General features: G+C 65.7%; 19 protein-coding genes. 15 read left to right on the top strand and 4 right to left on the bottom strand.

The window, feature by feature from the left end; genetic code table 11:
• Positions 1-61: 61 nt before the first annotated feature.
• Genes cobJ through cobG form a run of 4 tightly spaced genes read right to left on the bottom strand, consistent with a single transcriptional unit; the run spans position 62 to position 4,596 of the window.
• Positions 62-1,753: a precorrin-3B C(17)-methyltransferase gene (gene cobJ, locus BLV18_RS02170; protein ID WP_090355975.1), complete on the bottom strand. Its 1,692-nt coding sequence runs from the start codon at positions 1,751-1,753 to the stop codon at positions 62-64.
• Entirely contained in the window at positions 1,753-2,484 is a 732-nt protein-coding gene (locus BLV18_RS02165) for a precorrin-2 C(20)-methyltransferase (protein WP_090355972.1), read from the bottom strand. Before BLV18_RS02165 ends, cobJ begins: the two co-directional genes overlap by 1 nt.
• Positions 2,484-3,110, bottom strand: a complete 627-nt coding sequence (locus BLV18_RS02160; RefSeq protein ID WP_049861983.1) for a precorrin-8X methylmutase — start codon at positions 3,108-3,110, stop codon at positions 2,484-2,486. Before BLV18_RS02160 ends, BLV18_RS02165 begins: the two co-directional genes overlap by 1 nt.
• Complete coding sequence (cobG, locus tag BLV18_RS02155) at positions 3,103-4,596, bottom strand: precorrin-3B synthase (protein WP_090355969.1); 1,494 nt, start codon at positions 4,594-4,596, stop codon at positions 3,103-3,105. The genes BLV18_RS02160 and cobG overlap by 8 nt, the downstream gene beginning before the upstream one ends.
• Positions 4,597-4,638: 42 nt before the next feature.
• On the opposite strand from cobG, the gene cbiE reads away from it, so the two are divergent.
• From cbiE to BLV18_RS02080, 15 genes are all read left to right on the top strand, one after another.
• Positions 4,639-5,847 (top strand): precorrin-6y C5,15-methyltransferase (decarboxylating) subunit CbiE, encoded by a 1,209-nt coding sequence (gene cbiE, locus BLV18_RS02150; protein ID WP_090355967.1) that lies wholly within the window; start codon positions 4,639-4,641, stop codon positions 5,845-5,847.
• Positions 5,840-6,937 carry a cobalt-precorrin-5B (C(1))-methyltransferase gene (locus BLV18_RS02145; RefSeq protein WP_090355964.1) on the top strand — a complete coding sequence of 366 codons (1,098 nt, stop codon included), beginning with the start codon at positions 5,840-5,842 and terminating at the stop codon, positions 6,935-6,937. Before cbiE ends, BLV18_RS02145 begins: the two co-directional genes overlap by 8 nt.
• Positions 6,934-7,659: a cobalt-precorrin-6A reductase gene (locus tag BLV18_RS02140; RefSeq protein ID WP_090355961.1), complete on the top strand. Its 726-nt coding sequence runs from the start codon at positions 6,934-6,936 to the stop codon at positions 7,657-7,659. Before BLV18_RS02145 ends, BLV18_RS02140 begins: the two co-directional genes overlap by 4 nt.
• 80 nt (positions 7,660-7,739) lie before the next feature.
• Positions 7,740-8,222, top strand: a complete 483-nt coding sequence (locus BLV18_RS02135) for a copper chaperone PCu(A)C (protein WP_090355959.1) — start codon at positions 7,740-7,742, stop codon at positions 8,220-8,222.
• Positions 8,212-8,646 (top strand): DUF2946 domain-containing protein, encoded by a 435-nt coding sequence (locus tag BLV18_RS02130; RefSeq protein WP_244156797.1) that lies wholly within the window; start codon positions 8,212-8,214, stop codon positions 8,644-8,646. Before BLV18_RS02135 ends, BLV18_RS02130 begins: the two co-directional genes overlap by 11 nt.
• A 153-nt stretch (positions 8,647-8,799) precedes the next feature.
• Positions 8,800-10,161 carry a PepSY-associated TM helix domain-containing protein gene (locus BLV18_RS02125; RefSeq protein WP_090355956.1) on the top strand — a complete coding sequence of 454 codons (1,362 nt, stop codon included), beginning with the start codon at positions 8,800-8,802 and terminating at the stop codon, positions 10,159-10,161.
• 371 nt (positions 10,162-10,532) lie between these two features.
• Complete coding sequence (urtA, locus tag BLV18_RS02120; RefSeq protein WP_090355953.1) at positions 10,533-11,798, top strand: urea ABC transporter substrate-binding protein; 1,266 nt, start codon at positions 10,533-10,535, stop codon at positions 11,796-11,798.
• Positions 11,799-11,989: 191 nt separating this feature from the next.
• Positions 11,990-13,555, top strand: a complete 1,566-nt coding sequence (gene urtB / locus BLV18_RS02115) for an urea ABC transporter permease subunit UrtB (protein WP_090355951.1) — start codon at positions 11,990-11,992, stop codon at positions 13,553-13,555.
• A complete protein-coding gene (urtC, locus tag BLV18_RS02110) occupies positions 13,555-14,634 on the top strand; it encodes an urea ABC transporter permease subunit UrtC (RefSeq protein WP_043191047.1) in 1,080 nt (359 codons plus the stop codon). Before urtB ends, urtC begins: the two co-directional genes overlap by 1 nt.
• Positions 14,631-15,491 (top strand): urea ABC transporter ATP-binding protein UrtD, encoded by an 861-nt coding sequence (gene urtD / locus BLV18_RS02105; protein WP_049861993.1) that lies wholly within the window; start codon positions 14,631-14,633, stop codon positions 15,489-15,491. Before urtC ends, urtD begins: the two co-directional genes overlap by 4 nt.
• 120 nt (positions 15,492-15,611) lie before the next feature.
• On the top strand, positions 15,612-16,310 hold the full coding sequence (urtE, locus tag BLV18_RS02100) for an urea ABC transporter ATP-binding subunit UrtE (RefSeq protein ID WP_049861994.1): 699 nt from the start codon (positions 15,612-15,614) through the stop codon (positions 16,308-16,310).
• A 32-nt stretch (positions 16,311-16,342) separates the two neighbouring features.
• Positions 16,343-17,182, top strand: a complete 840-nt coding sequence (locus tag BLV18_RS02095) for an urease accessory protein UreD (RefSeq protein ID WP_090355949.1) — start codon at positions 16,343-16,345, stop codon at positions 17,180-17,182.
• A 44-nt stretch (positions 17,183-17,226) separates the two neighbouring features.
• Positions 17,227-17,529, top strand: a complete 303-nt coding sequence (locus BLV18_RS02090) for an urease subunit gamma (protein ID WP_049861996.1) — start codon at positions 17,227-17,229, stop codon at positions 17,527-17,529.
• Between the two features lie 9 nt (positions 17,530-17,538).
• Positions 17,539-18,057, top strand: a complete 519-nt coding sequence (locus BLV18_RS02085) for a GNAT family N-acetyltransferase (protein ID WP_056844352.1) — start codon at positions 17,539-17,541, stop codon at positions 18,055-18,057.
• 34 nt (positions 18,058-18,091) lie between these two features.
• Positions 18,092-18,397 carry an urease subunit beta gene (locus BLV18_RS02080; protein WP_090355946.1) on the top strand — a complete coding sequence of 102 codons (306 nt, stop codon included), beginning with the start codon at positions 18,092-18,094 and terminating at the stop codon, positions 18,395-18,397.
• Positions 18,398-18,410: the final 13 nt, after the last annotated feature.

The following is an 18,410-nucleotide window of genomic DNA, read 5'->3' as shown; positions in this document are numbered from 1 at the left end:
GCAGTGTGCGCGGTGTGTCAGGGAATGCGCAGTGTGGCAGCGGTTGATGTTCGTTTGCAGATCAGGGTTTGCTGCCGTACCAACGTGGGGTATAGACCCAGGTGCCGCCTGCGGCCTTGGCGAAGGTGCAGGTGGTGGAGGAACCCACCAGGACCATGGTGCGCATGTCCACCTGCTCGGGGGTCAACTCGCCCAGGGTGATGACGCGCAGGGTCTGGCCGGGCCGGCCGATGTCTCGCCCCAGAACGATGGGGGTAGTAGGGGCGCGATGCTGGCGAACGATGTCCAGGGCCTTGCCCAATTGCCATGGGCGCGAGCGGGAAATCGGGTTGTAGAACGCCAGGGCCAGGTCGGCCTCGCAGGCCAGGTCCAGACGCTTCTCGATGATGGCCCACGGTTTGAGGTTGTCGGAGAGCGACAGCACGCAGAAATCGTGGCCCAGCGGTGCGCCGGCCTGTGCTGCGGTGGCCAGGGAGGCCGAAACGCCCGGCAGCATCTCCAACTCCACCGCGTGCCAGCGCGGGTCGGTGGATTCATGCAGCGCCTCCAGCACGGCGGCCGCCATGGCGAACACGCCAGGGTCACCGGACGAGACCACCACCACCGAGCGGCCCTGAGCCGCCAACTCGAACGCATGGCGTGCACGTTGCATTTCTTCGCGGTTGTCGGTGCAGTGCAGCACCTGATCGGCGCGGAACGGGCCGGCCATGCGGACATAGGTCTCGTACCCCAGCACGTCATTGGCACGTGCCAGCTCCGCTTTGACCGCCGGGACCATGAGATCGGCAGCGCCGGGACCCAGGCCGATCACCGCCAGACGTCCGCGCGGCAGACCGATGCTGGCAATGTCCAACGGCTGATCGGCCACGGCGATCGCCAGGTGCTCGCCGATCGCGATGGGGGACGACTTCGGCATTGCTTGGAGGGCCAGTTGTGCCAGCGAGCCTTGCACCGCGGCAAAGCGCAGCGGCACGGCCAACGCTGCCGCGGCTTCATGCAATACCGGATCAGCCATGTCGCACTCGTTCGCCAACAGGCACGCCAGGGATGGCAGGGCAATGCCGCCGTGCTGCAGCGCGTCACGCACGGACTCGGCCAGTTCGGGCTGCGCCGCACTCACCGCGACCAGCACGTTGCGTGGGTGGATGAGCAGTTCGTTGGCCGAGGGCTGCCGCGCCTCGCTGCCGACATGGATGGTCAGCCGCGCCTGGGCATCCTCGGGCAGGCGCGCCTCGGCCAGCCATGGCGCTGCGCCTTCGACACGCACGGCTTCGCCGGCCAGCAGATCGGAAACGAAGCGCTTGCCCAGTTCCAGATCGGCCAGGGCGTAGCCACTGGGCGGATTGAGCAGGCAGGTGCCGAAGCGCAATTCGCCGCTGGTGGTGATCGCGGCGGCGATGCCCAGCCCTGCAGCGATTTCACGAGCCAGCACGTTGCCCCCGGCCAGGCCTCCCAACAACGGCACGACGGCGCTGCCGTCCTCGGCCACGGCCAGCACCGGAGGCTCGGCGCCCTTCTCCAGCAGGACCGGCGCCAGGCTGCGGATGACGATACCTGCCGCGCACAGGGCGATGATCGGCGTGTCTTGCTGATACAGCTGACGCAAGGTGGCACCGAAATCCTGGTAGCTGCAGTCGACATCGGTCACGCGCTCGACCAGGCCGTGGATCAGCGCCTGTGGATAGCATTGCTGCAGGCGCCGCGCGGTGGCCAGTGCGCCACTGCCGAGAATCACGATTGCTGGAGCGTTCATCAGCCTTGCCACCTCTCACCCGGAACGATGATCAAGGAAAAATACGGCGACGAGGTCGGATCGACTTCGGCCAGGGGGACGATCTTCTGGTTGGCCATGGTGGCGCGTTCGACGTACAGCGCACGCTCGGCCAGACCCAGTTCGGCCAGCACTTCGCGGACTTTGTGGAAGTTGCGGCCCAGCTTCATGATCACCGCAGCATCGGCGTCGGCCAGACGACGCTTGAGGTCATCCGCCGGGAGCACGCCCGACAGCACCGAGAGGCTCTGATTACGGTACACCAGCGGCGCACCCAGGACCGAGGCCCCACCGAGCATCGAGCAGACGCCGGGAATCACCTGGGCCTCATAGCGCTCGGCGAGCCGGTCGTGCAGGTACATGTAGGAGCCATAGAAGAACGGATCACCTTCGCAGATCACCGCCACATCGCGGCCGGCATCCAGGTGCGCGGCGACGTCCAGGCTGGCGGCGTCGTAGAAATCGCTGATCACCTGTTCATAGGACAGGGGCGCGGGCAGTGCCTCGGTGGTGACCGGGTAGACCAGCGGCAGCAAGGTCTGCTGCGCCTGCAAATGATCCTCGATGATACCGAAGGCATTGCCCTTCTTGCCCTTGGCGACGAAATAGGCCACCACGGGCGCCTCGCGCAACAGGCGCAGCGCTTTCACGGTGATCAGTTCGGGATCGCCCGGGCCTACGCCCAGTCCCAGCAGACGGCCACGCGGTTGCATCACTCGACCTCCGTGGCCAGTGCATTGACCGCTGCAGCCGCCATGGCGCTACCGCCCTTGCGACCTTCGACGATGACGAACGGCACGCCACGGCTGTCGGCCGCGAGCATGGCCTTGGACTCGGCAGCGCCGACGAAGCCGACCGGAAAGCCCAGGATCAGAGCGGGCTTGGGCGCGCCGGCATCGATCATGTCAAGCAGGTGGAACAGCGCGGTCGGCGCGTTGCCGATGACCACCACCGAGCCGGCCAGATGGGGCCGCCACAGCTCCAGCGCTGCCGCCGAACGGGTATTGCCCAGGGCCTGGGCCAGGGCGGGCACGCTGTCGTCCTTGAGGGTGCAGATCACTGGGTTGTTGGCGGGCAGGCGCGCGCGCGTGATGCCTTCGGCGACCATGCGCGCGTCGCACAGGATGGGTGCACCGGCGGCCAGGGCATCGCGTCCGGCCTTGCCGGCACCGGGAGAGAAACGCAGGTCCTGGACGACATCGACCATGCCGCAGGCGTGAATGACCCGCACGGCGAGTTTTTCCAGGTCGGCGGGGATCTGGTCCAGCTTCGCTTCGGCACGAATGATGGCGAAGGAGTTGCGATAGATCTCCTGACCATCGCGGATGTAGTCAATCATGGGTGTCGCTCCGTGAGCGGTCGCGCAGCAGGGCAGCGGCCGCATCCAGTGAAAGATGGCGCGCGAGCAGAGTCCCGAATCCGGGTACCCCGGCTGCGCGTAGATACAGGTCGTAGTGGCCGGCGGTACTGGCCAGCAGGGTCGCCGGAGCGACATGGGCGGCGGCGCATGAGCGAGAACAGCCACTCAGATGGACGCTCAGCGGCGCTTGATCGGACAACAGGGCGGCCAGCCGCACGGCGTCAGCCTTGGTATCGGCCAGGCCCTTGGCACAGCCGCTGGCGCCCGTGCAGGCGATCATGGCGGCGAGGGGCTGCTGCGAACCGGTGATGAAACCCAACTCGGTCAAGGCTCGGAGCACTGGCTCAGGCTCGTGTAGATCAGGCAACAGCAGGCCTTGCCAGGGGGTCATGCGCAGGGTGCCGTTGCCGTGGTCGCGAGCGAGCTGGGCGGCGCCGTGCAGCATGGCTGGGGTCAGACGTCCCAGGGGGGCCAGGGTGCTGATGAAGCTCAGGCCCGATTGGCGCTGTGGCTGGATGCCCAGTTTGAAGGTGGACAGCGGCTTTTCCAGTGGTGCAGGGCAAACAGGCAGACCCAGGGTGCTGAGGAATGCCTGAAGCGTGTCAGTGGCGGCCTCTTCGCGGGCAGAGCCCGCTCCCACAAGGACCGCGGCGCTGCTGCTGCTGCTGCTGCTGTGTTGATGGCGGGGCGGGTGGCTGAGCCCTTTGCCTGCGAAAAAGGCGTCCTCATCGGCGAGCAGATCGCGCATGCGCGTGTGCTCCGGTCGCGCCCGTTCGAGGAATTGCTCCAGCACCGCCACCACCAGGGCATGGCCCTGGTCGAAGGGCACTGCGCCCACGGCAGCGTCGCTTCCGGGGCAGCCGGCCAGGCCGAACGCCCACATGCACTGCCCGTCTCGCTCGAAGGCCGACAGCCACAGGTCATGGTGGTGATCGAGCATCGCCAGACGCTCGCCGCCCTGCAGTTGCACAGCGAACTTGGCCGACAACGCATGAAAGCGCGGCTCGGTTTCCAGGCTGTGGATGATCTTCGCGGCCAACGGGCGTGTATCCGCCACCTGTTGAGGGTCGATGCCAGCCGTGGGGCTGAGCATGACATTGCGTACATCGTCGCCGGCTGCCTCTCGCGGGCCCAGACCGGCCTGCAGCAGATGCTCGATCAGGGCCTGGCGCTGCTCGCCGATGCCACGGATCTGCAGGTTGGCGCGGTTGGTCGCCTCGATCGTGCCTTCGGCATGGCGCTCGGCCGCTTCGGCTACGGCATCGGCCTGGTCGGCGCGCAACTCGCCACCGGCCAGCTTGATGCGACAGATGCCTCCGTCCAATGCCTGAACGATACGCAGCAACCCCGGACACGCCGAGGGGCGGACAACGTTCGAGGTCTTGTTCAAAGGGGCACCGGACACGCGCGAAAAACCACTGGAAAGGGTAAGGCGCGGTATTATGCCTGCTTTGGCCGAAGGCATGAAAAGTCTGCCCGTCGGAATAGTTTTGTATGAGGGATATTCATGTCGGCCTGGCTGACCCTGGTAGGTATCGGTGAAGACGGTTTTGCGGGCCTGGGCAAACAGGCACGGCGCGCGCTGCTGAGCGCCCGGCGCATCGTCGGCAGCCCGCGCCAGCTCGAATTGCTGCCGCGCTGCATCGTCGGTAGCCGGGTCGCCTGGCCCAGCCCGTTCAGCCTCGACGCCGTGCTGGCCGAACCCGGCGAGGCGGTCTGCGTACTGGCCAGTGGTGACCCGATGCTCTACGGCGTGGGCGCCAGTCTGGCGCGACAGATTCCAGCCGAGCAGATGCACGTGCTGCCCTCGCCGTCTTCCTATTCGCTGGCCGCCGCGCGCCTGGGCTGGGCGCTGCAGGACGTGGTCACCCTCTCGGTAGTGGCGCGCCCGGTAGCGGCGGTGGCTGCGCACCTGTACAGCGGCCAGCGCCTGCTGGTCCTGAGCAACGATGGCACGAGCCCGCAGGCCGTGGCCCAGTTGCTGCGCGAGCGCGGCTTCGGCCTCAGCCGCGTAACCGTGCTGGAACACCTGGGGGGGGCCAAGGAACGGCGCATCGACGGTAGCGCCGCCGATGATTTTCCCGAGATCGCCGCGCTGAACCTCATCGCCATCGAATGCCAGGCCAGCCCGGACGCCCCGCGTCTGTCCCCGCTGGCCGGCCTGCCCGACACTGCCTTTCGCCACGACGGCCAACTGACCAAGCGCGACATTCGCGCGGTGACCCTGGCGCGCCTGGCGCCCCGACCGGGCGAGCTGCTGTGGGACGTGGGCGCCGGCTGTGGCTCGATCGGCATCGAATGGATGCGCGCACATCCCAGCTGCCGCGCCATCGCGGTCGAGTCCGACGAAGGTCGACAGGCCTTTATCGAACACAACCGCGATGCCTTGGGTGTGCCCGGCCTGCAACTGGTGCGCGGGCGGGCGCCGGGCGCGCTGGCCGGTTTGCCCGCACCCGACGCGATCTTCGTCGGCGGCGGCGTGACCCGCGAGAACGTGCTGGCCGATTGCTGGGCAGCGCTCAAACCCGGCGGTCGCCTGGTGGCCAACGCGGTCACCCTGCAGAGTGAACTGGCCCTGGCGCAGTGGCGCGAGCGCTACGGTGGCGACCTGACCCGGCTGCACATTGCCCAGGCGGCCCCGCTGGGCGAGTTCGACACCTGGCGCCAGGCGTTGCCGATCACCCTGCTCGACACGGTCAAGCCCCTCGATGCGTGAAGAAACGGCGGAGCAACCGGCCCCGTTGCGCAGCGGCCTGACCACCGGCAGCTGCGCCACGGCGACCAGTCTGGCGGCGGCGCGGCTGTTGCTGGGCGGTGGCGCCAGCGATGCGGTGCATATCGTGCTGCCCAAGGGCAAGCAGGTGTCGATGCGCCTGGAGTTCTGTCGGCTGAATGCCGACGGTGCCGAAGCCGGGACCCTCAAGGACGGCGGCGACGATCCGGATGTGACCCACGGCGCCCTGTTGTACACCCAGGTGCGTCTGCTCGATGCGCCCGGCATTCACTTCGTGGCGGGCGAAGGCGTGGGGACCGTCACCCGTCCAGGGCTGGTGCTGGGCGTGGGTGAACCGGCGATCAATCCGGTTCCACGGCGGATGATCGGTGAACACTTGACCCGCCTGGCCGAAGAGCACGGCTACGGCGGCGGCTTTCAGGTCACCGTCAACGTCGAGAACGGCGCCAGCCTGGCGCTCAAGACCATGAACCCACGCCTGGGCATCCTCGGCGGGCTGTCGATCCTGGGCACCAGCGGTATCGTGCGGCCTTTTTCGTGCGCGGCCTATATCGCCTCCATCCATCAGGGCATCGATGTAGCGACCACCAACGGCTACCGGCACATCGCCGCGTGCACCGGCAATGCCAGCGAGGACACCATGCGCCAGGTCTACGCGCTGCCCGAGATTGCCTTGATCGAGATGGGCGACTTCGTCGGTGCAGTGCTCAAACACGTACGCAAAGTACCCTTGGACAAACTCAGCCTGTGCGGCGGTTTCGGCAAGATCAGCAAGCTGGCGGCCGGACACATGGACCTGCACAGCCGTCATTCGAGCATCGACCTGCCGCAACTGGCGGGTTGGGCCAGCGACATCGGCGCCGATGCGGATCTGCAGGCGCGTATCCGCGCGGCCAATACCAGCCAGCAAGCCTTGGCCCTGGCCCATGCCGAAGGTGTGAAGCTGGGCGATGAAGTCTGTCGTCATGCCTGGCGGTTCGCCCGCAGCGTGGTGCAGGATCGGGTGCAGGTGGAGGTGTTCGCCATCGACCGTCAGGGCGGGATCGTCGGGCAGGCGGGGGTCGCTCCATGAAGCGCATCCTGCTGCTGGGTGGCGTGACCGAAGCCTTGGCGATCGCTCGGACCTTGAGCACGGAGCACGTCTACAGCCTGGCCGGCGTGGGTCGCGTGCCCACCGACCTGCGCTGTCAGGTGCGCGTCGGCGGGTATGGCGGGGCCGAAGGGCTGGCGACGTACATCAGCAGCGAAGGTATTACGCTGCTGGTTGACGCGACTCACCCCTATGCCGCCCAGATCAGCGCCAATGCGGCCAAGGCGGCCGGCCTGGCGGGTATCGAGTGCTGGGCGCTGCGACGTCCGGCCTGGCAGCCTCAGGCGGGTGACGACTGGAGAGAAGTGACCGACTGGGCTGAACTGGTGCAGGCGCTGGCCCCGTTCCAGCGACCGCTGTTCACCCTGGGTCGCGAGCCGCTGGAACACCTGCAGGAGATTCCACCCCATCAGCATTGGACCTTGCGAGCGCTGGACCCCTACCCCGGCACGGCGCGTTGCGAGGTGATCGGCGCCCGCGGCCCCTTTCGCCTGGAAGACGAACGCGCCTTGTTCGCCCAGCGCCTTATCGATGTGCTGATCAGCAAGAACAGCGGCAGCGGTGCGACCGAGCCCAAGTTGCAGGTGGCGCGGGAGTTGGGGCTTCCGGTGCTGGTGCTCAAGCGCCCGCCCCTGCCGCAGGTGGATCGCACCTTCACGAATGCAGCAACGCTGCTGGCGCACATGAATCAATACGCCCAGTAACGCACCAGATTTACTGCGTTGACCGCCGACGCGGCTTGCACCGCTGCTACAATGGCGGCTTTCGTACCGGGGTGTCTGCGATGAAAAGGTTCTGGTCTGCCTGTGTGCTCATGCTGCTCGCTGCCGCCGCGCAGGGCGACGCCCGCCAATACAAGGCCGGTGACCTGCTGATCGTCGAACCCTGGGCACAGGAGCTGCCGCCCAACGCGCCCACCGTCGCGGTGTATTTCGAATTGCGCAACCGCGGGCTGGACGACGACACCCTGACCAGCATCGACACGCCGATCGCCGGTGACGCGCAACTGCATCAGCACATCAACCAGGACGGCATGATGAAGATGCAGCAGGTTCAGGGCGTGACCATTCCGGCCAGCGGCCACGCAGTGTTCGCGCCCATGGCATTTCACGTGATGCTGCTGGACCTCAAGCTGAGCAGCCCCTTGCAGGCGGGCCAGCATTTCCCGCTGACCCTGCACTTCGCCAAGGCGGGGAATTTCGTGGTCGAGGTGCAGGTGCTCACCCAGGCGCCGGTGCAGGACGATGCCGACGAGCATGCGCATTGAGCCGATGAGCGACCTGAGCGCCAGGCGCTCTTCTTCCCGGCCTTCTGCCCAGGCCCGCGCCAGCTGGATCAGCCTCTTTGCAGTGCTGATGATGTTCATCGGGCCGTTGATTTCCCAGTCGATGCCGATGGACCACACGCGGTCCGCCATGCCCATGGACGGCGCCATGCCTGCCATGCAGCACGAGGCCCATGGCGAGCACCATGGCAGCGCCACGGCTGGGGGCGAGCTGCATGTGCTGATGGAGAAATGCGGTTATTGCAGCCTGTTCTTCCACTGCCCGGCGCTGCCACAGACGCTGGGTATCGCGGGTGCAACTTCGCAGCGCCCGCAGAGCGTCTTCGTTGCCCAGCCTCGCCAGGGACATGCGACCCACGCGGTGTTTCCCGGTGCGCGCACGCGTGCACCGCCCTCAATGGTGTGATCGTCGAATCCCAATGACTGTGAGCTGATGCGGTGTCTGCGCAGGCCTATTCGCGGGTAGAGGACTCGTCGTCCGCCCCGCTTCCACAGGTCGGCATTGGCAGTGCATTGGTCAACGTTGAGCACAACGATACCGTTGGAATACCTTTCACCCATGAAAACCTCTTTCTACAACCTTGCCTGGCGCTGGCACTTCTACGCCGGGCTGTTCGTCGCGCCGTTCATGATCCTGCTGGCGCTGACCGGGATCATCTACCTGTTCAAGCCGCAACTGGACCCGTGGATGTACCGCGATCTGCTGGTGGTGCCGGTGGCCGAACAGCGCCTGAGTGCCGACGAACTGCTGTTGCGCACGCACAATGCTTACCCGCGTGGCACCATCGGTCAGTACCTGCCGCCCAGTGCCGCCGAACGCAGCGCCCAGTTCGTGGTGCATGCCGATGGCCATGAGTTGAACGTATTCCTCAATCCCTACACCGGCGAGCTGCTGGGCGAGCAGGACGCCAAGTGGAACCTGCAGGCCGTGGCGAGGGCCCTGCATGGCGAGCTGATGATCGGCACAGTGGGTGACCGGCTGATCGAGCTGGCTGCCGGCTGGGGCATCGTGCTGGTGATCTCCGGCCTGTACCTGTGGTGGCCGCGCGGCAATGCCGCCAGCGGTGTGCTCTGGCCGCGCTGGCGCAGCCGGGGCCGGGCGCTGTGGCGCGACCTCCACGCGGCGGTCGGTTTCTGGGGCGCAGCGTTGCTGCTGATCATGCTGCTCAGCGGCATGACCTGGACCGGGTTCTGGGGCAAGCAGTATGCCCAAGTGTGGAACCGCTTCCCTGACGCCATGTGGAACGCCATGCCCAAGTCCGACGAGCAGGCCGGCCAGCTCAACCAGGCCCACCGCCAGACCGTGCCCTGGGCCATGGAAAACACGCCCATGCCCAAGTCCACCGGGGCACATGCCGAGCACATGGGCCATGGCGGGCACATGCACGCCCCGGCAGCGCCGTTGGTCAGCCTGCAGAGCGTGGTCGACACGGCCGCGCGGTTGCAGGTGGAGCCCGGCTACAGCATCACCCTGCCGAGCACCGCGAGCGGCGTGTTCACTGTGGCGGTCTTCGCTGACGATCCACGCAACGACGCGACCCTGCACATCGATCAGTACAGCGGCAAGGTGCTGGCCGACGTGCGCTGGGAGCACTACGGTTTGGTCGCGCGCGCCACTGAAACCGGGGTGATGCTGCACGAGGGCAAGATGTTCGGGCCGGTCAATCAGATCATCGTGCTGCTGGTTTGCCTGATGATATTGCTCAGCTCGGTCAGCGGTCTGGTGATCTGGTGGAAGCGTCGGCCCCAGGGCAAGCTCGGTGTACCGCCGCTGCGCCACGATCTGCCGCGATGGAAGGTGGCGGTCGGCGTGATGATTGCGATTGGCGTGGCGTTTCCGTTGGTGGGTGTGTCGCTGTTGCTGATCTGGGCGGTGGACCAGATGGTGGTGCGCCTGCGGCCGCCGATCGAAGCGATCTGAGTCATCCAGCTGTATCTGCGGTGCGCCCGGACGCGGCTTGCACCGCTGCTACAGGGAATCGGAGTACAGCTGCAACGCGAGCGCAAGCCGGGTCAGCGATGCACACGGTTTCTGTAGCAGCGGCGCAAGCCGCGTCAGCGGGCAACGCGGTTCGTCGTTCGGCTGGGGATGAAATCCGGCGCACCAATACCATCCACTGAAACGCACCACCGTTCGGATCGAGCACCAATGCGGTGCGGCCGATATTCGTCCCAGCCCTCCCTCGCCCCCTATCCCGCACCTGCGCGCGCTTCGGCACACCCCTTGCAAAGCTCCGCTGAGAAGTCCCCATCTGCCTCACTAAAAAAACATTCGTACATGGAGATTGCACAATGAAGCGTCGCAGCTTGATCAAGGCGTTCACCCTTTCCGCATCGATCGCTGCCATGGGCTTGTCCTGGACGATTCAGGCCGCCGAGACCATCAAGGTCGGCATCCTGCATTCGCTGTCCGGCACCATGGCGATCTCGGAGACTTCTCTGAAAGACATGGCCCTGATGACCATCGACCAGATCAACGCCAAGGGCGGCGTGAATGGCAAGATGCTCGAGGCGGTGGTGGTGGACCCGGGGTCGAACTGGCCGTTGTTCGCCGAGAAGGCGCGCCAACTGATCACCCAGGACAAGGTGGCGGTGGTGTTCGGCTGCTGGACGTCGGTGTCGCGCAAGTCGGTGCTGCCGGTCTTCGAAGAGCTCAACGGCCTGCTGTTCTACCCCGTGCAGTACGAAGGTGAAGAGATGTCGCCGAACGTCTTCTACACCGGCGCGGCGCCCAACCAGCAGGCGATCCCGGCGGTCGAGTACCTGATGAGCGAAGACGGCGGCGCGGCCAAGCGCTACTTCCTGCTGGGCACCGACTACGTCTACCCACGCACTACCAACAAGATTCTGCGCGCCTTCCTGCACTCCAAGGGCGTGGCCGACAAGGACATCGAAGAGGTCTACACCCCGTTCGGTCACTCGGACTACCAGACCATCGTTGCCAACATCAAGAAATTCTCGGCCGGTGGCAAGACTGCCGTCATCTCCACCGTCAACGGCGACTCCAACGTGCCGTTCTACAAGGAGCTGGCCAACCAGGGCCTGAAGGCCACCGACGTCCCGGTCGTGGCGTTCTCGGTCGGCGAAGAAGAACTGCGCGGCATCGACACCAAGCCGCTGGTGGGCAACCTGGCAGCGTGGAACTACTTCCAGTCGGTGGAGAACAAGGAAAACACCCAGTTCGTCGCCGACTGGAAAGCCTACGCCAAGGCCAAGAACCTGCCGAACGCCGCCACCGTGGTCACCAACGATCCGATGGAAGCGACCTACGTGGGCATCAACATGTGGGCCCAGGCCGCCAATCAGGCCAAGTCGACCGACGTGGACAAGGTACGTGAAGCCATGGCCGGGCAGACCTTCGCCGCGCCGTCGGGCTACACCCTGACCATGGACAAGACCAACCACCACCTGCACAAGCCGGTGATGATCGGCGAGATCGAGGACAACGGTCAGTTCAACGTGGTGTGGCAGACCAAGGAGCCGATCCGTGCCCAGCCATGGAGCCCTTATATTCCGGGTAACGACAAGAAGCCGGATCACGCCGTGAAGAGCAACTGATCCAACCAGCCTCCCAGCGCCGTCGTGTAAGCGGACTGCTGTAGGAGCGGTCATCGGCCGCGAAGGGGCACCGTGGTGTGCATGACAGACCTTGGTGGCCCTTCGCGGCCGATGACCGCTCCTACAAAGGGCCGCAAGGTTTCTGTGGGGCGGTCTGCGGCCGCCATTGCCGTCAATTCAAAGGACTTGCCATGTCCCTCATCAAATTCCTCGTCACTGTCGTCCTGCTGCTGCCACTGATGGCCAGCGCCAACGACGCCAGTGATTTCACCGGCGCCTCGTCTGCCGAGCAGGTCCGCCTGCTGGAAGCCTGGGCCGCACAGCCGGACCCGGCACGGCTCGAACTGCTCGACGCCTTGCAGGAAGGCCGGGTTGCCGCCGACGCCGAGAAAAAACCGTTCATCGAAACCAATGGCCAGGTGACTCCCGCCGACGGCACCGCCGCGGCCGTGGAACCGGTGCGCAAGCTGCGCCTGAACAACCGCCTGCGCGGCCTGGTGGAAACCGCCCTCGCCAGCCACCAACTGCTGAGCGAAAACGCCCAGGTTCGCCTCGCCGCTGCGCAGCAACTGCAACGCTCGGCACAGCCCAACCAATTGACCTTGCTCGATCGCCAAACCACTGGGGAACAGGACGAAACGGTGAAGACCGCGCTGACCCTGGCCCTGGCCAACCTGCAGCTGGTCGCTCCCGAGCCCGCCGTGCGATTGGCTGCGGTGCGTCTGCTGGGCGAAACCGGTGAGCCCCTGGCGCGCACCCGTCTGGAAAACCTGCTGGCGCCGGGCGTGGAAACCGACCCGGGCGTGCGCACGGCCGCCGAGACCAGCCTGGCTCAGGTGAAGCGCAAGCTGATGATCGGCGACATTCTGGGCCAGGCCTTCAGCGGCATGTCCCTGGGCTCGATCCTGCTGCTGGCCGCCCTGGGCCTGGCGATCACCTTCGGGCTGCTGGGCGTGATCAACATGGCCCACGGCGAAATGCTCATGCTCGGCGCCTACTCGACCTACGTCGTGCAGATGCTGATCCAGCGCATCGCCCCCGGCGCCATCGAGTACTACCCGTTGATCGCCCTGCCCGTGGCGTTCTTCGTCACCGCAGGCGTCGGCATGCTTCTGGAACGCACGGTGATTCGCCATCTGTACGGTCGCCCGCTGGAAACCCTGCTGGCGACCTGGGGCATCAGCCTGATGCTGATCCAGGCGATTCGCCTGATCTTCGGCGCGCAGAACGTGGAAGTGGCCAACCCCGCCTGGCTCTCGGGCGGCTGGCAGGTGCTGCCCAACCTGGTGCTGCCGTACAACCGCATCGTCATCATCGCCTTCGCGCTGTTCGTGGTGGTCCTGACCTGGCTGCTGCTGAACAAGACCCGCCTGGGCCTGAACGTGCGCGCCGTCACTCAGAACCGCAACATGGCCGCTTGCTGCGGGGTGCCCACCGGGCGTGTCGACATGCTCGCCTTCGGTCTGGGCTCGGGCATCGCCGGCCTGGGTGGCGTAGCCCTGAGCCAGATCGGCAACGTCGGCCCGGACCTGGGCCAGAGCTACATCATCGACTCGTTCCTGGTGGTGGTACTGGGCGGTGTCGGCCAACTGGCCGGTAGCGTGTCCGCCGCGTTCGGCCTGGGCATCGCCAACAAGATCCTGGAGCCGCAGATCGGTGCGGTGCTGGGCAAGATCCTCATCCTCGCGCTGATCATTCTGTTCATCCAGAAACGTCCGCAAGGCCTCTTCGCACTCAAAGGACGGGTGATCGACTGATGAATCAGCCCTTGATGCTCACTGCCGCGCAGAAAGCCGGCCCGAAAGTGACCCTCGCCATCGGCGTCGTGGTCCTGGCGATCCTCATCGCCCTGCCGCTGCTGTCGCTGCTGCCGGCCAGCAACGGCTTGCAGGTCTCGGCCTACACCCTGACCCTGGTCGGCAAGATTCTCTGCTACGCCATCGTCGCTCTGGCGCTGGACCTGGTCTGGGGCTACGCCGGCCTGCTGTCCCTGGGCCACGGCCTGTTCTTCGCCCTGGGCGGCTACGCCATGGGCATGTACCTGATGCGCGAGGCGGCCGGGGATGGCCTGCCGGCCTTCATGACGTTTCTGTCGTGGACCGAGCTGCCCTGGTTCTGGGTCGGTACCGAACATTTCCTCTGGGCCCTGTGCCTGGCGGTGCTGGCGCCGGGCGTGCTGGCCCTGGTGTTCGGTTTCTTCGCCTTCCGCTCGCGGATCAAGGGCGTCTATTTTTCGATCATGACCCAGGCCCTGACCTTCGCCGGCATGCTGCTGTTCTTCCGCAACGAAACCGGCTTCGGCGGCAACAACGGCTTCACCAACTTCCGCAGCATCCTGGGCTTCAGCATCACCTCGCAAGGCACGCGCGCTGTGCTGTTCCTGCTCACCGTGGCGTTGCTGGTGCTGAGCCTGTACCTGGGCTGGCGCCTGGCCCGCAGCAAGTTCGGCCGGGTGCTGACCGCGCTGCGCGATGCCGAAAACCGGCTGATGTTCTGCGGTTACGATCCACGCGGATTCAAGCTGTTCGTCTGGGTGCTCAGCGCCGTGCTATGCGGTCTGGCCGGCGCGCTCTACGTGCCGCAGGTGGGGATCATCAACCCCAGCGAGATGTCGCCGACCAACTCCATCGAAGCCGCCGTGTGGGTGGCCTTGGGCGGGCGCGGCACGCTGATCGGACCGCTACTGGGCGCCGGCATCGTCAATGGGATGAAGAGCTGGTTCACCGTGGCGTTTCCCGAATACTGGCTGTTCTTCCTCGGCGCACTGTTCATCATCGTCACCTTGTACCTGCCCAAGGGCGTGATCGGCCTGTTGAAGAAGAGAGGTGAACAATGAGAATCACCGCCACCGGCGAGTTCATGCTCGAACCGATCCTCGACCCCAACAGCGACGCCGGCACCAGCCGCGACGCGATCGGCCTGGGCCAGGCCAGCGGTCCGGGGTTGAACACCCGACACGGGACGATTCTGACCCTGGAAGACATCAGCGTCAGCTTCGACGGCTTCAAGGCGCTCAACGACCTCAACCTGTACATCGGCGTCGGTGAGCTACGCTGCATCATCGGCCCCAACGGTGCCGGCAAGACCACGCTGATGGACGTGATCACCGGCAAGACCCGACCCACCACGGGCAAGGCCTGGTTCGGCGAAACCCTGGACCTGACCCACATGAGCGAGGTGCAGATCGCCCAGGCCGGCATCGGCCGCAAGTTCCAGAAGCCGACCGTGTTCGAAGCCTTGAGCGTGTTCGAGAACCTGGAGCTGGCGCAGAAGACCGACAAGTCGGTCTGGGCCAGCCTGCGCGCGCGGCTGACCGGCGAGCAGCGCGACCGCATCGCCGAAGTGCTGGAAACCATTCGCCTGAGCGCGTCGGTCGATCGCCCGGCCGGTCTGTTGTCCCACGGCCAGAAGCAGTTTCTGGAGATCGGCATGCTGCTGGTGCAAGACCCGCAATTACTGCTGCTCGATGAACCGGTGGCAGGCATGACCGATGCCGAAACCGAATTCACCGCCGAGCTGTTCAAGACCCTGGCCGGCAAGCATTCGTTGATGGTGGTGGAGCATGACATGGGCTTCGTCGGCTCGATTGCCGACCATGTCACCGTGCTGCATCAGGGCAGCGTGCTGGCTGAAGGTTCGCTCGAGACGGTGCAGGCCGATGAGCGAGTGATCGAGGTTTATCTGGGGCGTTGATGCCACGGGCCTCTTCGCGGGCAGAGCCCGCTCCCACAAACATGTGGGAGCGGGGCGGACGGCGAGTCCTCTGCCCGCGAAGAGGCCCACCCAGACACTGCAAGAACAAGGACAAGACCCATGCTCCAAGTCGACCAGCTTCACCAATACTACGGCGGCAGCCATATCCTGCGCGGCCTGTCGTTCGATGTGAACATAGGCGAAGTGACCTGTCTGCTCGGGCGCAACGGCGTGGGCAAGACCACCTTGCTCAAGTGCCTGATGGGCCTGATCCCGGCCAAGCAAGGCAGCGTGGCCTGGGAAGGCAAGCCGATCACCGCATTCAAACCGCATCAGCGGGTACACGCTGGCATCGCCTACGTGCCCCAGGGCCGCGAGATCTTCGGCCGCCTGACGGTCGAGGAAAACCTGCTGATGGGGCTTTCGCGCTTTCCCGGCAGCGAAGCGCGCGAGGTGCCGGCGTTCATCTACGAACTGTTTCCAGTACTGCTGCAGATGAAGCATCGCCGTGGTGGCGACCTGTCCGGTGGTCAACAGCAACAACTGGCAATCGGCCGCGCTCTGGCGAGCCGACCGCGCCTGCTGATTCTCGACGAGCCCACCGAAGGCATCCAGCCTTCGGTGATCAAGGAGATCGGCGCCGTGATCAAGCAGCTCGCTGCGCGTGGCGACATGGCCATATTGCTGGTCGAACAGTTCTATGACTTCGCCGCCGAGCTGGCCGATCAGTACCTGGTCATGTCGCGCGGCGAGATCGTCCAGCAGGGTCGTGGTGAAAACATGGAAACCGAGGGTGTGCGTGGCCTGGTAACCATTTAATCTTTGCCGCGACCCGAAAAAGAATGAAGGCCATGAATCTACCTGTCACTTCCCTGCCCTACACACCCAGCTGGCACGCCCGGCTGGAGCTGGGCTACGCTCGGTTCGGCGACAGCACGCGGCCGACCCTGCGCCGCCACCTGGGCCCCTTGCGGGTGCAGAAGCATCTGTACGCCGAAGGGCCCGAAGTATGCCAGCACATCATCGTGCATCCGCCGGGGGGTATCGCCGGCGGCGATCGGCTGGACATCAGCGCACAGGTTCAGGCCAACGCCTGGGCGCAGTTGACCACGCCCGGCGCGGCCAAATGGTACCGCGCGCTCAGTCCAGCCTATCAAAGCACCGAGCTGCACGTGGCCGCTGGCGCCACCCTTGAATGGCTGCCCCAGGAAACCATCATCTACAGTGCCGCCCAGGCCGAACTGGATACCCGTATCCATCTGCAAGGCGATGCCCGGCTGTTCTATTGGGACATCGTCGCCGTGGGTCGTCCGGCGGCGGCCGAGCGCTTCGACCAGGGGCATTTCCAGTCGCGCCTGGAGATCCGTCGCGACGGCGAGCTGATCTGGCACGAGCGCCAGCGCATCGTCGGCGACGACGGCCTGCTCGAATCGGCCGTGGGCCTGGGCGGCAAGCCGGTGTTCGCCACCTTGCTGGTGACCGGCGAGATCGACCCGGCCCTGCTCGAACGCTGCCGGACGCTGACAACCCGCGTACGCGGCGACCTGAGCCAGTTGCCAGGACTGCTGGTGGCGCGCTGTCTGGCCGACGAGGCGCTGCATGCGCGCGACTGGCTGATCCAGCTGTGGACGCTGCTGCGCCCGGCCCTGCTGGGCCGCGAAGCGCTGGCGCCGCGGATCTGGAGCACCTGACTGAATCCTGCCTGGCTACCTACCAAAATTCTCAAGGAACCCCCATGGACCTGACACCTCGCGAAAAAGACAAGATGCTCATCTTCACTGCCGGCCTGGTCGCCGAGCGCCGTCTGGCCCGTGGCCTCAAGCTGAATTACCCGGAGGCCATGGCATTGATCTCCGCCGCCCTGCTCGAAGGCGCCCGCGATGGCCAGACGGTCGCCCAACTGATGCATTACGGAACCACCCTGCTCAGTCGCGAACAGGTCATGGAGGGCATCCCCGAAATGATCCCGGAGATCCAGGTGGAGGCCACGTTTCCCGACGGCACCAAGCTGGTCACCGTTCATCAACCCATCGCCTGAGGCACGCGCATGATTCGTGACGCCACCGAGCGCGACCTGCCAGGGATCTGCGCGATCTACAACGATGCGGTGCTCAACACCACCGCGATCTGGAACGAGCAGCCGGTCGACCTGGCCAACCGCCAGGCCTGGTTCGAAGCGCGCAAGGCGCAAAACTACCCGATCCTGGTCGCCGAGGAACACGGCGAGGTCAGCGGCTATGCGTCGTTCGGCGACTGGCGCCCGTTCGAAGGCTTTCGCTACAGCGTCGAGCACTCGGTCTATGTGCGCAACGACCAGCGCGGCAAAGGCCTGGGCGCGCGCCTGATGCAGGTGCTCATCGAGCGGGCCCGCGAACGCGGCAAATACGTCATGGTGGCCGCCATCGAAAGCGGCAACCAGGCATCGGTTCATCTGCACGAACGCCTGGGCTTCGTCACCACCGGGCAAATGCCGCAGGTGGGCATCAAGTTCGGCCGCTGGCTGGACCTGACCTTCATGCAACTGGCCCTCAACCCCGGCGCCGAGCCGCCACAGGAGTCGGCTTGAACCGCCGTCATTCATCACTTCGAGGAGCTATCCCATGATTCCCGGCCAATACCAGATCCAGCCTGGCAACATCGAACTCAATGCCGGCCGGCGCACGCTGAGCCTGACCGTGGCCAACAGTGGCGATCGACCGATTCAGGTGGGGTCGCACTATCACTTCTTCGAGACCAACGATGCGCTGCACTTCGACCGTGCCGCCAGCCGGGGCATGCGCCTGAACATTCCTGCGGGAACCGCAGTGCGCTTCGAACCGGGCCAGAGCCGCGAGGTGGAACTGGTGGACCTGGCCGGGCTGCGCCGCGTGTACGGCTTCGCCGGCCGCGTCATGGGTGATCTCTGATCACCGCTTATCC

Origin of the sequence: Pseudomonas coleopterorum (assembly GCF_900105555.1) — a bacterium.
Taxonomy (GTDB): domain Bacteria; phylum Pseudomonadota; class Gammaproteobacteria; order Pseudomonadales; family Pseudomonadaceae; genus Aquipseudomonas; species Aquipseudomonas coleopterorum.
This window is presented reverse-complemented; position numbering and strand designations above follow the sequence as displayed.